The sequence below is a fragment of the Micromonospora sp. NPDC049047 genome, assembly GCF_040649135.1.
In the GTDB taxonomy this organism is placed as follows: Bacteria; Actinomycetota; Actinomycetes; order Mycobacteriales; family Micromonosporaceae; genus Micromonospora.
In genome coordinates, this window is the sequence record NZ_JBEZEY010000001.1 from 619589 (window position 1) to 633867 (window position 14279).

Genomic DNA, 14279 nt, shown 5'->3' on the forward strand with positions numbered 1-14279 from the left:
GTAACAAGCCCTTCACCGAAGGGACTTCCATCGGCACGGACTGGCAGCAGTTCACCAAGGTGATGGCCGCGGACGTGTCGGGTGACGGTCACGCGGACGCGCTGGGTATCCGGCCGGACGGCACGATGTGGTATTTCCCGAACAACATGGATTCCAACGCGGGTGGTAGGCCGTTCACCACGAAGATTCAGGTCGGCAAGGACTGGCAGCAGTTCGTCAAGGTGATCGCCGGCGACTACAGCGGTGACGGACACGCCGACCTCGTCGCCGTGCGGGCGGACGGCACGATGCGTTACTACCCGAACAACATGGACTCCAACCCGGACCACCTGCCCTTCACCACCGGTCAGGACATTGGCGGCGGCTGGGAGATCTACAACAAGATCGTCTGACGTTGACGGGCCCCGGTGGAATTGGCTGCCGCCGGGGCCCGTCTCGGATGTCGTTACCTGGTCAAAAATAGTCCCGACGAAGATTTTACGAATGGAGTTTGTGTGCGGAAACTCTTGGCGTCTTTGGTGACGCTGACAACTGTCGGTGTCGCGGTGCTGCTGGGGGCGGGGCCGGCGCAGGCGGCCGGTTACCTGTATCGGCCTGGTGACGTGATGCACCTTGACGGACCAGGCAGTCTGCCGAATTTCTGTACCGGCGGTTACGCGGTCCGTGGCTCGAGCGGAATGTTCCTGGTCTCCGCGGGTCACTGCTGGGGTTACGGCCGGATCGGGAACGTCGTGTTCGGCACCGACCGCCGCTTCGGCACCGTCATTCGCAACGACCGGATAGGCGACGTATACGATACGAACTCGTTTGATGGAGCCCTGATCCGCATGGATGCGGGGGACGACGCCACGCAGATCGTTGTGGACCCGGTGACCGGACGCAGCCCCGGAAAGGTTGTGGGGTACTTCAACAACAGTGCGCTGAGTGCGGGCATGGTCATCGGCAAGATGGGTCGGAAGACGGGCTGGACGGAAGGAAGAATCACCGAGTGGCGTCTCCTCCGCTACAAGGACGGCGTGCGTGACTACCTGCTGTGCTCCACGGCGGATTCGGATGGCGGGGACAGTGGTGGTCCGGTGTGGCAGTCGGACGGGGCCGGCCACGTGTGGGCGGTGGGGATCACCATCGCGCGAAGCAACGGGATGATGTGCTTCAATCCCATCCAGAACGTACTTTCCCGGTTCGGCGCGACGCTGCCCGTCCACCCGTACACCAGAGGCGCGGGGCAGCAGCCATCTCGGGTGACCGAGCGCTCCGGCCCGCCAATCCCGGTCAACCCTGATCCTGTTCCCGGGGAGCTCCTCTAACTCGTGCGGGTTACGGGGAGAACGTAGCTCTCGACGGAGGGCCGGGTCTCCGGTGTGGGCGCCGTGAACAGCGGCGGCGCCCACACCGGAGACCTTCGTGCGTGTCCGGGCGCGGTCAGTCGCGCGGCGTGGTCGAGTCGACCAACGCCCCTGCCCGCGGGCCCTCCGACCTCGTGGCCACCCGCCGGCCACCACTGTCCATCTCGACAGCCGGGACCGGTGAGCAACTTGGCCCGCCCGGCTGAGTAAACCGATGGCGCCTACGGCTAAGGTCGTAGGAAGGTGGCAGATCGATCGGATGAGATGTGCGTAGGCTTCGCGTGGCCCAGGCGGCCCGGTCTGAGCAGCGATTTCGCTCAAGGACGTAGACGCCGACACCCGCCCGCGATCAGGGAGGTTCGGTGGGCAACCGCAGACCGACAATGGCTGATAAGTTGGACCGGCTGTTCAAGACGGTCCGCCCAGGAGGTCGTGAGTACTCGTACGAGGAAGTCGCAACCAAGATCCGCGCCACCGGTGTCATGATTTCGCACACGTATATCTGGCAACTCCGTAAGGGGCACCGTGACAACCCCACAATTCGACACATCGAAGCCCTAGCACGTTTCTTCGGGGTCTCCCCGGTCTACTTTCTCGACGACGATGCTGCCCGTCAGATTGACGATCAGCTCGAGCTGCTCGCCGCGCTCAGCGACACGTCGGTGCGCCAGGTAGCTCTCCGCGTGGCCGGCCTCTCCGCCCCCAGCCTCGCGGCAATCAACGGCATTATCGAACACGCCCGCCGGATCGATCGGCTGACCGAGTCCGGGGGTGAGTCGCCTCGTCGACCCCCCGCCCCAGCACCTGACGACACGCAATGACCTGAGGAGCCTGACATGCGGCTGCGGCGGCTTGAGCGGAAGGCCGCACGCCTCCTCGACGACCTGTCGTTGCCCCGGCTCCTCACCACGGCCGCCCTCTGCGCGCACATCTCCGTGGCCAGGCGACGCCCGCTGCACCTGCACCCACTCTCCATGGTGGGCACTCCGGGGACTCCCGGGGGAATGTGGATCGAAACCGAAGCTGCCGACCACATCTTCTACAACGGTGACACCAGGCCACTGCACCAGCAGCACATCATCTTGCACGAGATCGGGCACATGCTCTGCCGTCATCGCAACACCGAAACTGACGCGCTCGCCGCGATCATGCCCGATCTCGATGTGGAGATGATTCTCTCCGTGCTCGGGAGGTCGACCTACTCCCTCGTGGCCGAGCAGGAGGCGGAAGTGATCGCGACGCTGCTCGCGCAGCGCATGCAGTCGTCGGAAGTCGACCTCAAGCCCGCGAACATTCTTGAAGAGTTCAGCAACCGGGCGGCCCGAGATGTCCGGCGCTAACCTGCTCGAACTCGTCGCCATCGGAGCGCTCTGGCTGGTGCTGGCCATCCAGGTGGGCCGCAGCAGGCAGTCTACGCGGGACACGTGGGCCTTCCTGTTGCAGGCGGGGCTCGCCGTCGCGGCCACCCTCAACCTGGCTGCGGTAAGCCGCATCATCGACACGACGACCGGTCTGGTGGACCTGAGCGTTCTGGTGAAGAACATGGCCGGTCTGGCCGTCGCCTATCTCGCATCCGGCCTCGCGATCGCGATCGCCAACGCCACACCCGGGGTGAACTACCGGCCCAGGGCCGGGCTCCTGCTGCCGGTCGGCGCGGCGATCGGCATGTGTTTCCTGTTCGCGGCAGCCCCGCACCATCCCGGCGGCGACGACTTCGTCACCGAGTCCGCCAAATCGCCGTACACGGCCTGGTATGGAATTCTCTACCAGTCCGCCATCGTGCTCGCTGTCACGCGGGCGTTGCTGACCATCTGGAAGCTCGCGTTGACACGCTCGGGCAGCAGAGGCAACTGGAGCATCGTGGTGACGGCCGTCGGCGGCACGGTCCTGCTGCTCTACGTCCTCAATCGCATCGCGTTCATTCTCAGTCACGCGGCGCATATCGAAATCCTGTCGGGGCCCGGCTATGTCTTCTTCTCGAAGTCGCTCTTCGGCATCGGGCTGACACTGCTCGCGATCGGATCGGCGGTGCCGGTCAGCAGGCCGGCGCGCCGGTATATCCGCGACAGCGTGCGGCTGCACCGCCTCTACCGGTTGTGGCACACGCTGCAACGGGCCGTACCTGATGTGGTCCTGGGAGCCCCGCCAAGCCGAATCGCCGACGTCACCAACGTGCTGCAGGTTCGACTACGTCTTTACCGGCGGGTCATCGAGATCCGGGATGCGCAATCGGAGTTGGCCACCTTCGTCGGTGAGTCGACGGTCGCCGCCGCGCAGGACTTTGTGCGTCGGTTGGGGCTCACCGGCGAGTCCGCCGAGGCCGCCGTCGAGGCGTGCTGGACCGCCGCCGGACTGCGCTTCAAGTCCGAACACTCCGTCGAGAGCGGTGGCACGTTCGCTTTCGCCGGTAGCGCCGCTGTGCCTGATCTCGACAGTGATGTCGAATCGCTTCTCCGGGTGCGGTCCTTCTACTTCTCATCCGCGATCCACACCTTCGTTTGCCCACCGCCACCCGCCGAACGTCCCAGGCCCGCGCCGACCGTCGACGAACGCGTGTGACGGTCCGGCGGCGCGTCGGGGACCGGCCGCGGCCGACGGAATCCCGACGCAGGGAGCCCGCTGACCCTCGGATGTCCCACTCTTGTAGTCGGCTCACGACAGTGGGTGACCGAAGGCAAGGACTGTGGAGGTCGGCATGCTGATCATCGCCGCGGACAAGGCGACATACCCGCCCAACGGCCAGATCCCCAACCTGGAAGACGACGAGAAGGCGTGCGCCGAGATCGGCGAGCGGATCAAATCGCTCCTGCCCGCGGGATTCGAGGGCGACGTCCTCGGGCAGTTGATTACCTGGTCGGGGAGCACCCTGGGACGCGCCCAGACCTTCGACACCTGGGCCGACGCCGTCAGGGCCGCGACCACGTATGCGCAGGACGAGTTCGCCGGCAACACCGACCAACGGCAGCGCGACGAGGCCCTGGACAACACCGTTCTGGACCGGCTCGGAGCGGCGGTGCTGAGCACCGGGCGGACCGGCGACCCGCAGATCGAACGGCGCGACAAGAGCCGCAGGTGGGCCAACTGCGGCCTGGCCGCGTTCCAGATCCGCGAGCAGTTGCAGGCCAAGGGCGGCAAGCTTGTCCGCCAGTCGCTCCAGGCCTACGGCGTCGGCAAGGGCGCGGATCTCAAGAAGGCCCTGCTCGCCCTGCCCGCCAGCGCGGACACCGTCCTGCTGCTCGACTGCCAGTTCCCGCAGGTACACAACTTCATCATCGAGGCGCACCACGACGGGTCGCGTTACCTCGCCCAGGGCTACCAGGGCAGCTACTTCGCCCACTGGTGGCTCGGGCTGGACGACAGCTACTCCGGCACGCCCACCGCCGAGATCCTCGCCCTGCGCGAGCGGTACGGGTTGGGCCGCCGGATCACCGCGGCAGACTACGAGAGTCTGCTCGACGGCCTGGCCGCGGCCATCTCGTCCGACTGGCAGGAGACCGCCGACCAGTGGAAGACGTTGCCGTTCAACCCCGACCGGCAGGAGGTCGACGGGATCCGCCACCGGTCAAACTCGCCGACGTTCCTCGTGGAGGCGTTCGAGCTGTGCCAACCCGCGGTCGCTCGCGCGGCGCTCGGCGGTCACAACGGCCCGTCGCTCAGCGAGCTGGCGACCCGAGGTCTGACCACGGACTGACGGCACCCCACGGCAACGACGGTGCCGCCGCCGGGCACCATCCGCAATCGGGCGCAAGGCCGCCGCGACCGATGCCGGTGATGAGTTTTCGCGCCCGCGCCCGTCACACCTACGACAGGACATGACGAAGCGGAAGGATGACGTGATGAGCGCGGACACGCGGCTGCACGGGTTGGACGAGGTCGACGAGCTGACGTTCTCGGGGCTGGCGGCGCGGCACCGGCGGGAACTGCACGTGCACTGCTACCGGATGCTCGGGTCGTTCGAGGACGCCGAGGACGCCGTGCAGGACACGCTGCTGCGTGCCTGGCGGCGGCGGGAGACCTTCGAGGGGCGGTCGACGTTCCGGGCCTGGCTGTACCGGATCGCCACCAACGCCTGCCTGGACCTGTTGGCCAAGCGTCGCCCGGAACCCGCGACCGGCGGTGAGGTGCGGTGGCTCCAGCCGTACCCGGATCGGCTGCTCGACGAGCTGCCCGCGGGCGGCGCGGACGAGCCGGAGGCGCTCGCCGTCGCACGGGAGACGATCGAGCTGGCGTACGTGGTGGCGGTCCAGCACCTCGCGCCGCGCCCCCGGGCCGTGTTGATCCTGCGGGACGTGCTCGGCTGGCCGGCGAAGGACGTCGCGGAGCTGCTCGGGGATTCCGTCAACTCGGTGAACAGCGCTCTGCAACGGGCCCGTGCCGGCATGCGGGAGCACCTGCCCGCCGAGCGGCAGGACTGGACCGGCGGCGAGGAGGACTCCGGCACCCGCGAGCTGGTGCGCCGCTTCACCGAGGCGAGCGTGGCCACTGACATCGGCCGCCTCACCACGATGCTGCGCGACGACGTGCGCTGCTCGATGCCGCCCACCCCGGGCCTGCACCTCGGCCGGGACGCGGTGGTGAACGACTGGATCCAGGACGGCTTCGACACCATGACCGGCCTGCGCGGCGTCCCCACCGCCGTGAACCGGCAGCCCGCCGTCGCCTTCTACCACTGGCGGGAGCGGGAGAACGCGTACCTGCCGCTGACGCTGGACGTCCTGCGCATCACCGGCGGGGCGATCACCGAGATCACCATCTTCCATGCCGACCAGTTCCCGCGACTCGGGCTGCCCGAGCGGCTGCCGGCAGACGGCACGAAGTGATCCCGGTATCCGCCCTCAACCGAACGATGGAGCAGTGACATGACCAGCACCAACGCAGCACCGGCGGCCACCCGGACCAACCGCCGCATCCTCGGGCTCGCCGGCACCGGGCTCGTCGCCACCCTCGCGGCGATGGTGACCACCACCCTCGCCGCCGCGCTCGCCCAGGCTCTCGGCGTCGACTTCGAGATCCCCGACGGCGGCGAGACGATCCCGCTGGGCGGGTTCGCCGTGGTGACCGGCTTCTTCTCCCTCGTCGGCGTCGTCATCGCCGCCGCCCTGCTGCGGTGGAGCGCCCGCCCCGCCCAAAGGTTCCTCTGGACGGCGGTGGCGCTGACCGCGATCTCGCTGGTCCCGCCACTGCTCGCCGGGGCGAACGCCACCACCGCCGCGACCCTCGTCGGGCTGCACCTCGTACCGGCGGCGGTGATGATCCCCACCCTGACGCGAAGCCTGCGCGCGCGGGCCGATCGATGAGCCGGTGATGGCGACAGGCGGATCACGCATACTGTCCTCGCGCTGACCGGCGGGTCAGCTCGCGGGCGGTCCCTCCCCGACGAGGCCGCCCGCTAGGGCAGTGCCCGCCCTGCTCGACGGGGGCCCGCCGGGTTCGGGGAAGCGTCAGCCGTCCTGCTCGGCACCGCGATCGGGTGCGGCCATGTCGCCGGTGCCGGGCGTGCCGTCGGCCAGCCCGTAGCGCAGGTAGACGGTGCCCTTGGCGCCTGCCACCGGCGGTTCGAGGAGCGTCAGGTTGGTGGGCACCTCGCCGCCGTCGAACACCTTCTTGCCGACGCCGAGCACGATCGGGTGCACCCACAGGTCCAGACGGTCGAAGAGCTTCTCCCGCAGCAGGGTCTGCACCAGGTTGAGGCTCCCGACGACCTTCACGTGTTCGTGCCGGTCCCGGATCTCGCGCACCGCACCCGCCAGGTCCGGGCCAATCCGGGTGGACCCGGCCCACGACAGGTCCGGCGTGCCACGGGAGGCCACGTACTTCGGGACTCTGTTGAAGAGCGTGGCGATGTCGTCGTCCTGGCCGCCCTCCTGGTGCGGCCAGTAGGCGGCGAAGATGTCGTACGTCCGTCGGCCGAGCAGCAGCGCATCGGTGCCCTCGTACGCGGCCGCGACCTGCGCCCCGGCGACCTCGTCCAGCAGGGGCGCCTGCCAGCCGCCGAACGGGAACCCCTCCGGGTCCTCCTCGGGACCGCCGGGCGCCTGCCCGACGAGGTCGAGAGTGGCGAACAGTTCGATGTGGACGAGGCCCATGTGCCCTACTCCTCACCAGGTGGATGTCGTCGACCCGAAGAGTAGACCGACGCCGGAGCGCGGACCTGTCATCGACTCGCCCGGACGGTGGCGCGTCGGCCCGTCACCGCCGCTCAGCCGGCGCGGGGGCTCAGGTCAGAGACGGCCCCCGCACCGGCGGGTGCGGGGGCGGTCTCTGCCCGGGGTCGGTCAGCCGCCGGCCAAGGTCACCTCGGTGCCGTACTTGGCGTTCTGGTGCGGCAAAACTTCACCAGACCGCCGAGGCGCGCCGGGTCCCAAGCGGCCGTTCTGCCGGCGCCGAACGGGCGACGGCAACCATGATGAGGGTGCTCAGCAACGCCGCGGCGGGTGCCAGCGCCAGGCCGTAACGGACGCCGTTCGCCACCGCCAGACCGGTGAGCGCCGAGCCGGCGGCGCTGCCGACGGTGAACGCGGTGGCGACCCAGGCGAACGCCTCGGCGACGGTGCCCGGCATCGCCAGCTCGTCCACCTTGAGGAAGATGGCGGTCAGCGCGGGCGGCAGCGCGAGGCCGCTGATCGCCAGCAACACCGCCATCACTGCCGGCGGCGGGGTCAGCAGCAGCGGCACGAAGCCGAGGGTCAGCCCGGCGGTGAGCAGCGGCAGACGGCGCGCCCCACCGGACCGGGCACGGGTGTAGAGCAGGCCCCCGACCAGGGCGCCGGTCGCCTGGGCGGCGAGCAGCCAGCCGGCCAGGTGACGGTTTCCGGCTGCTTCGGCGTACGCGGTGACCGCCACCGCGATGCCACCGACCGCCATCCCCGCTCCGGCCACCCCCACCAGCATCACCGTGAGCCGATGCACCCGAAGCGGACCCGCCCAGTGCCGTGCCGCCGCAACGCCGCGCCAGGCGCGGACGGCGGGAGCCCGCACGAACACGATGGTCCCGGCGAGTTGCAGGAGCGCGGCCACGACCAACCCCGCGACCGGGCCCCCGAGCGCCACCGCGAGCAGCGTGCTGAGCGGGCCCACCACGAAGATCACTTCCTGTACGGCGACGTCCAACGCGTACGCGGCCGGCACCGCCGCCGGAGGGAGCAGGTCCGGCCACAGCGAGCGCAGACACGCCTCCAGCGGGGGAGTGCCGAGCCCGGCGATCGCGGCACCCACGGCGGCACCTGTCGCACCGAACGCGCCGGTGGCCACGAAGCCGAACCCGGCGCCGGACAGCACCGCCGAGAGGCACAGCACCGGTGGCTGACGCCAGCGGTCCACCGCCCGGGCGAGCAGCGGCGTACCCACCGCCATCCCGGCGGTGTACGCGGCGACGAGCAGACCGGCCGCGGCAAGGCTGAACGACTCCCGCGCGAACAGCAGGAGGGCGAGCGGACCGGAGGCCGACGGCAGTCGACCCACCTGGGCGGCGAGCAGGACCCAGAGCACCTGCGGGGCACGCAGGACCACCCGGATACCGGTTGAGGACATGAGGCATCGCTCCCGTTGCGATGGAAGGGATCAAGGGACCAGCGGGCACCTGCCAGCGCCGGTCAGGGAGCGAAGTCGGACCGTTCGTGATCGTTGCCGTACAACGGCAGAGGGGGCGTGATCCACCGGGCGTACCGCGCCGCGACCGCCTCCACCGGAACCACCCACTGACGGTAACGCACGAATCGGGTCCGGCGAGCCGCCCCCGCCGTCGCCAACACGTACCGTCCGATCACGAGAGGTCAGAGTCGGGCGACGGCCACCCGGGTGGCCTCGGCGATGAGTGCGTCGTCGGGGGTGGCGTCCTTCTCGTCGCGGCTGGACAGCACGGCCAGGACGATCGGGGCCCGATCGGGCGGCCAGATGACGGCGATGTCGTTGCGGGTGCCGTACCCGCCGGTGCCGGTCTTGTCCCCGACCACCCACCCGGCGGGCACCCCGGCGCGGACCAGCGCCGCGCCGGTGGTGTTGCCCCGCAGCCAGCCGCGCAGGACGTCGCGGTCCGCGGGCGTCAGGGCATCGCCCAGTGTGTACGCCCGGAGGTCGCCTGCCAGGGCCCGCGCCGTGCTGGTGTCCCGCCGGTCGCCGGGTGTCGCCTCGTTGAGGATGGTCTCGTAACGGGCCGGTTCGGTGACCGGGTCGCCGACAGCGCGTAGTCTGCGCTGGAAACCCTGCGGCCCGCCGAGGTGGCGCAGCAGCAGGTTCCCGGCCGTGTTGTCGCTGTAGCGCACTGCCGCGTCGCTGAGAGCGCGCAGGCTCATGCCCTCGGCGACGTGCTTCTCGGTGATCGGTGAGTGCGCCACCAGGTCCGCTCCCGAATACCGCACCACCCGGTCCAGTTCGGCGTCGGTGGTGTCGTCCAGGACCTCGGCGGCGGCCAGCGCCTTCCACGTCGAGGCGTACGCGAACCGCTCGTCGGCCCGGTGTTCGACGGTGCGGCCGGTGCCCGTGTCGACGGCGTAGACCCCCAACCGCGCCCCGAACCTCTTCTCCAGCCGCTGGAAGTCCTGCCCGACGTCCGGCGACGGAGACGGGGTAAGGGACGGGCTGAGCGTCGCCTCCGGGCTCGCTGTGGGGAGCGCCTCCGGTGCGTCGTCGCCGCCGCACCCCGCCACCACCGCCAGGGTCGTCGCCGCGACCAGCGCCGTCGCCAGACGTCGGACAGGGATCGTCATCGCCGTTCCTCCTGAGGTGCCGTCGGTCAGGGCAGGATCTCGACGTACCCGTCGGTGCCGTGCACGCGGATCCGCTGCCCGTCGCGGATCAGCCGGGTGGCGTCCAGCACGCTGACGACAGCCGGCAGGCCATACTCCCGTGCGATCACCGCGCCGTGCGTCATCAACCCGCCGACCTCCGTCACCAGGCCGGCGATGCCGACGAACAGCGGTGTCCAGCTGGGGTCCGTGTGGGTCGTGACGAGGATGTCGCCCGCTTCGAGGTCAGCCTGGGCCATGTCGAGGATGACCCGGGCGCGTCCTTCGACGGTCCCGGTGGACACCGGCAGCCCGATCAGGGCGCCGGCCGGCACGTCGTCGCGGCGGTACGCGCCGGTGACGGCCTCGCCGTCCGAGGTCAGCACCCGGGGAGGCGGGAGCGCCTGGTGCGACCGGAACTCGTCCCGGCGCTGCCGGATCAGCTCGTGGTCCACCTGCTGCGAGCGCACGGCCTCGTGGAACTCCTGGAACGTGAGGTAGAAGACGTCCTCCCGCTCGGTGAGCACACCGGCCCGCACGAGGCGCTCGGCCTCTGCGAGCAGGGCCTCCTTGTAGACGAAGTAGCGGCTGACGATGTCGTACTTCGGGTACTCCCGGTAGCCGATGAACGTCCGCACCCGCTCGATCATCCGCTCGGTCTCGTCGGCCTTCTGTTCCCCGTCCGGCAGCGCCCGCAGGCGCGTCAACACCTCCTGCGCCTTGCGCTGCGCCAGCTGCCGGCCCTGCTCGAAGCGCCTCCTGGCGGCACCGGGCTCGAAGAGCCTGACGTTGTCCAGTATCACCGGCACGAGCGTGCTGGGGCGTTCGCTCCACCGGGGCCGGGTGATGTCGATCTCTCCGACGCAGCGCATGCCGTACCGGTCGAGGTATGCCTCGATGGCGTCGCGCGCGGTGCTCCCGCCGGGGAGTCTGGGCAGCTCGTCGAGGAAGCCGTCGTCCTCGACGTCCTCGAGGAACGCCACCACCTGCGGATGTGGGCGGATCTGGTCGGCGACGTCGAGCAGCGCCAGCCCCATCTCCGAGGTGATGTTGCCCGGGGCGGACAGGGTGAGGGTGTCCGCGGCGTTCTTCTCGCCCAGCCACTCGTACAGCCGGTCGTTGAGCCACCAGGTGGCCTCCATGCCGGCCATGATCGCCTGCATGGTCGGCGGCTCACCGAGGATCCGCTTGTGTTCCTCGAAGGCATTCAGCAGGAAGTCGAACAGCGCCGTACCGGACACCGTCGCGATGTCACGCCGCAGAGCGGCGACGGACGCCTCGCTGCGGTCGATCAGCCCGGTCACGATGGCCGGGTCGGACTCGATCGACGGGCCGCCGAACGGCAGCCTGGCCGGACCACCGCCGCCGCTGGACGCCGGGACGAATCCGCTGTCGAGCAACGTGTCCAACGCGTCCCGCATCAGCGGGTCGGACTTCCCGACCATGTCCAGGAATCCGGCGCGGCCCGGCGAGGTCAGCAGCCCGGTGGCGTCGACGAACAACCGGCCACCGGCCTCCAGCATCGGTGCCATGGCCGTCAACTGCCACATGGACAGCCCCAGCGGCCTCATGGCGTCGGTCATCATCTGCTGGTGCCCGACCGAGAGGTAGACGTGGTTGCCCCGGTCAGCGGCTGGGGGCACGGGGAACAGCGTGGTGATCGGCCGACTCTGCACGATCTGGAAGTCGTCGTCGACCAGGCACCACTCGATGTCCTGCGGACGGCCGAAGTGAGCCTCGATCCGTCGCCCGAGTCGGACCAACCGTACGACCTGCGCCTCGGTCAGCGCCGGCTGCTCCTGTCGCCGCGCGTCGATCGCCACCTCCCGCGTGCCGCCGCCCGGCACGGCGGCGACGGCGCGGTGTTTGGCGGCGACCGCCCTGGTGACGACCTCCCCGTCACGCACCGTGAAGACGTCCGGGTTGACCAGGCCGGACACCAGGGCCTCGCCGAGGCCGAAGCTGGCGTCGGCAGTCGCGACCTTCCGGTTGCCCGAGACCGGGTCGGCCGTGAAGAGGATTCCCGCCGCGTCCGGAAAGACCATCCGTTGTACGACGACAGCCATCTGCGCCGTGCGGTGGTCGATGCCGTTGCGCAAGCGGTAGACGACGGCCCGCTCGGTGAACAGCGACGCCCAGCACCGGCTGACGTGCCGCAGGACCGCGTCCGGCCCCACGATGTTCAGGTAGGTGTCCTGCTGGCCCGCGAAGGAGGCGGTGGGGGTGTCCTCGGCGGTCGCGCTGGACCGCACGGCGTACGCCGCCTCGTCGCCGAACCGGACGAGCGCGCGGGTGATCTCGGACGCCAGGTCGCCCGGGATCGGAATCTCCTCGATGCTGCGGCGGACCTCCGCGCTCAGCGCGCCGATCGCCTCCCGGTCGTCCGGGTTCAGGTGCGACAGGCGGTCGAGCAGCCCGTCGACCGACGGTGCCTGCGTCAGCACCCGCCGGAATGCGGCAGTCGTCACGCAGAACCCGGCCGCAACGCGGATGCCGTCGATCCGCGACAGCTCGCCCAGGTGCGCGGCCTTGCCGCCGACGACCGCCACCTGCGTCGCGTCGACCTCCCGAAGATCCACCAGCGGTACGAGATCGCTGCGGCCCTCGTCCATCGACAACACACCCATGTCGTGCCCCCCGTTGCGTCTTGATGCTGGTCCGGCCGCAGATTCTGCGCCAGGACCGGGGTCTTGCGGGTCGAGCCCGGTGGTCCAGGGCACCTCGTCCTCGTCGATCCGGAGCCAGCCGCCCTCGTCGTGGGCCAGCACACCCTCGCTGACACCTCGGGTCCACTGGTCGAACAGCGGGCGAGGCTGACGGCGGCACGGACCGCTTCGAGCCGTCCGGACCGAACTCGAACCGCCAAATCTCCCCCATCATGGACGGCACACCTAGTCGGCGAACTCGACGCCGGTGAGGGCGACGGCGCGGTGCGCGGCGAGGCGTTCGGCCTGGACGGTGACGGCGTCGCGGGTCGCGCCCGACAGCCTCTGCCAGGGCTGCACGGTGACGGTGAACGTCCTGCCGGACTTGCGCGGACGCCAGGTGCCCACCACGTCGCCGTCGACCACCACGGCGCCGGGGCGACCCAGCACCGGCCACAACTGCTTGACGTGGGCGGTGTCCGGCACCAGCGTCGCCCGGTCCTTCGCCTGGAGGAACAGGTCGTACGGGCCGAGGAGGCGGGTGCCGGTGCCGTCGGCCGACTCCAACGCCTTCTCGTCGGCGGCCAGCAGTGAACGGACCTCACGGCCGACGGTCACCTCGACCACATCCTCGGGCCAGAGCGCCTTCACGTCCTTGACCGGGGCGTCGAGGTAGTCGGCCACGTGTTTCGGGGTGGCCGGGCCGAGCAGGCGCAGGTACGCGCGGACGAGGTCGAACCGGTCACCCGGCGCGGCCGCCTTCCGGAACCCGGAGATGCGCCGCAGGACCGGGGGCGAGGTGTCCACCTCAAGTTCCAGTCCGGCCCGTACGGCGGCGAGCCGGAACGGCATCTCGTAGGGGTGTGTGGCGTCGCACGGCCGGCAGAACCGCAGATAGGGCTCGGGCAGCATCGTGGCCAGGCGGCCGGACACGTCACCCTTGACCGTCGGCGTGGTCACGACGGCCCGCATCCGGGTGGCGATCTCGTCCAGGGCCGTGAGGGTGTCGATGCCGACGGCTTTCAGGGGCCGGGACGCGTCGTAGATGCGCTTGCTCGCGTCGGCCTCGGTGAAGGGCTCGACAGCCGCCGCGACCTTCCCGACGTCGGCCCGGCGGTAGAGGTGCGGGGCGCCCCGCACGGTCCACAGCAGGACCACGTCCGTGTCCGAGAACGCGGTCACGTCGACCCCGCGCACCGCCAGCGCCCAGCGGGCGCCGTCCGGCCCGGTGTTCTGCACACCGATGTCCAGGACGGCGGTGTCGGCGAGCGTGCCCGTGTCTCGGTCGAGTTGTTGGGCCCGGACGCGGAAGTTCAACACCTGGCGCCGATCGACCATGCCCGAACCCTAGTCGACCGCCGCCGTCAGGCCACCGGCGAAACCCGCCCGTTGTCCCCGACGCCGACGACGAGGTGGCGCGCAGTGCCTGGCGGGCGGCGGTCGTCCTGGTGCCCGACGGTGCGACGGCCGAGCTGGCCGGGGTGCTGTCGACGCAGTTGGGACGCGGCAACCGGGAGACGCAGGTGAGTTTGAGTCGGGCGCTGGTCGCGATCGATGAGCCCACC

The 14279-nt window shown here is 70.1% G+C and carries 13 protein-coding genes and 1 pseudogene; 9 read left to right on the forward strand and 5 right to left on the reverse strand.

Going from position 1 to position 14279, the window contains the following annotated elements:
* The 8 genes from AB0B86_RS02735 to AB0B86_RS02770 form a co-directional block, all read left to right on the forward strand.
* Positions 1-392: FG-GAP-like repeat-containing protein (locus AB0B86_RS02735; RefSeq protein ID WP_357415002.1), on the forward strand; the 392-nt coding region annotated here is incomplete at its 5' end.
* Between the two features lie 102 nt (positions 393-494).
* Positions 495-1307 (forward strand): trypsin-like serine protease, encoded by an 813-nt coding sequence (locus AB0B86_RS02740; RefSeq protein ID WP_357407474.1) that lies wholly within the window; start codon positions 495-497, stop codon positions 1305-1307.
* Between the two features lie 401 nt (positions 1308-1708).
* The gene (locus AB0B86_RS02745) at positions 1709-2167 is read left to right on the forward strand and encodes a helix-turn-helix domain-containing protein (protein ID WP_357407472.1); all 459 of its coding nucleotides are present in this window, start codon (positions 1709-1711) and stop codon (positions 2165-2167) included.
* Between the two features lie 15 nt (positions 2168-2182).
* Positions 2183-2686 carry a hypothetical protein gene (locus AB0B86_RS02750; RefSeq protein WP_357407471.1) on the forward strand — a complete coding sequence of 168 codons (504 nt, stop codon included), beginning with the start codon at positions 2183-2185 and terminating at the stop codon, positions 2684-2686.
* Positions 2673-3905, forward strand: a complete 1233-nt coding sequence (locus AB0B86_RS02755; protein WP_357407469.1) for an MAB_1171c family putative transporter — start codon at positions 2673-2675, stop codon at positions 3903-3905. The genes AB0B86_RS02750 and AB0B86_RS02755 overlap by 14 nt, the downstream gene beginning before the upstream one ends.
* Before the next feature lie 136 nt (positions 3906-4041).
* On the forward strand, positions 4042-5037 hold the full coding sequence (locus AB0B86_RS02760) for a hypothetical protein (RefSeq protein WP_357407467.1): 996 nt from the start codon (positions 4042-4044) through the stop codon (positions 5035-5037).
* A 145-nt stretch (positions 5038-5182) separates the two neighbouring features.
* Positions 5183-6166 carry an RNA polymerase subunit sigma-70 gene (locus AB0B86_RS02765; protein WP_357407465.1) on the forward strand — a complete coding sequence of 328 codons (984 nt, stop codon included), beginning with the start codon at positions 5183-5185 and terminating at the stop codon, positions 6164-6166.
* 39 nt (positions 6167-6205) lie between these two features.
* A complete protein-coding gene (locus tag AB0B86_RS02770) occupies positions 6206-6643 on the forward strand; it encodes a DUF6069 family protein (protein ID WP_357407463.1) in 438 nt (145 codons plus the stop codon).
* Positions 6644-6787: 144 nt separating this feature from the next.
* Here AB0B86_RS02770 and AB0B86_RS02775 read toward each other — a convergent pair whose 3' ends face one another.
* From AB0B86_RS02775 to AB0B86_RS02795, 5 genes are all read right to left on the reverse strand, one after another.
* Complete coding sequence (locus tag AB0B86_RS02775; RefSeq protein ID WP_357407461.1) at positions 6788-7432, reverse strand: dihydrofolate reductase family protein; 645 nt, start codon at positions 7430-7432, stop codon at positions 6788-6790.
* A gap of 247 nt (positions 7433-7679) precedes the next feature.
* Complete coding sequence (locus AB0B86_RS02780; protein ID WP_357407459.1) at positions 7680-8876, reverse strand: MFS transporter; 1197 nt, start codon at positions 8874-8876, stop codon at positions 7680-7682.
* A 242-nt stretch (positions 8877-9118) separates the two neighbouring features.
* Entirely contained in the window at positions 9119-10051 is a 933-nt protein-coding gene (gene bla, locus AB0B86_RS02785; protein ID WP_357407457.1) for a class A beta-lactamase, read from the reverse strand.
* A gap of 26 nt (positions 10052-10077) precedes the next feature.
* On the reverse strand, positions 10078-12696 hold the full coding sequence (rph, locus tag AB0B86_RS02790; protein ID WP_357407455.1) for a rifamycin-inactivating phosphotransferase: 2619 nt from the start codon (positions 12694-12696) through the stop codon (positions 10078-10080).
* 264 nt (positions 12697-12960) lie between these two features.
* Positions 12961-14052 (reverse strand): crosslink repair DNA glycosylase YcaQ family protein, encoded by a 1092-nt coding sequence (locus AB0B86_RS02795; RefSeq protein WP_357407453.1) that lies wholly within the window; start codon positions 14050-14052, stop codon positions 12961-12963.
* Between the two features lie 50 nt (positions 14053-14102).
* Here AB0B86_RS02795 and AB0B86_RS02800 point away from each other — a divergent pair.
* A pseudogene (locus AB0B86_RS02800) lies at positions 14103-14273 on the forward strand (HEAT repeat domain-containing protein); the annotation flags it as partial.
* Positions 14274-14279 lie beyond the last annotated feature (6 nt).

Coding starts and splice junctions, on each gene's coding strand:
- AB0B86_RS02750 (WP_357407471.1), top strand. CDS start 2,183: ATGCGGCTGCGGCGGCTTGAGCGGAAGGCCGCACGCCTCCTCGACGAC.
- AB0B86_RS02755 (WP_357407469.1), top strand. CDS start 2,673: ATGTCCGGCGCTAACCTGCTCGAACTCGTCGCCATCGGAGCGCTCTGG.
- AB0B86_RS02760 (WP_357407467.1), top strand. CDS start 4,042: ATGCTGATCATCGCCGCGGACAAGGCGACATACCCGCCCAACGGCCAG.
- AB0B86_RS02765 (WP_357407465.1), top strand. CDS start 5,183: ATGAGCGCGGACACGCGGCTGCACGGGTTGGACGAGGTCGACGAGCTG.
- AB0B86_RS02770 (WP_357407463.1), top strand. CDS start 6,206: ATGACCAGCACCAACGCAGCACCGGCGGCCACCCGGACCAACCGCCGC.
- AB0B86_RS02775 (WP_357407461.1), bottom strand. CDS start 7,432: ATGGGCCTCGTCCACATCGAACTGTTCGCCACTCTCGACCTCGTCGGG.
- AB0B86_RS02780 (WP_357407459.1), bottom strand. CDS start 8,876: ATGTCCTCAACCGGTATCCGGGTGGTCCTGCGTGCCCCGCAGGTGCTC.
- bla (WP_357407457.1), bottom strand. CDS start 10,051: ATGACGATCCCTGTCCGACGTCTGGCGACGGCGCTGGTCGCGGCGACG.
- rph (WP_357407455.1), bottom strand. CDS start 12,696: ATGGGTGTGTTGTCGATGGACGAGGGCCGCAGCGATCTCGTACCGCTG.
- AB0B86_RS02795 (WP_357407453.1), bottom strand. CDS start 14,052: ATGGTCGATCGGCGCCAGGTGTTGAACTTCCGCGTCCGGGCCCAACAA.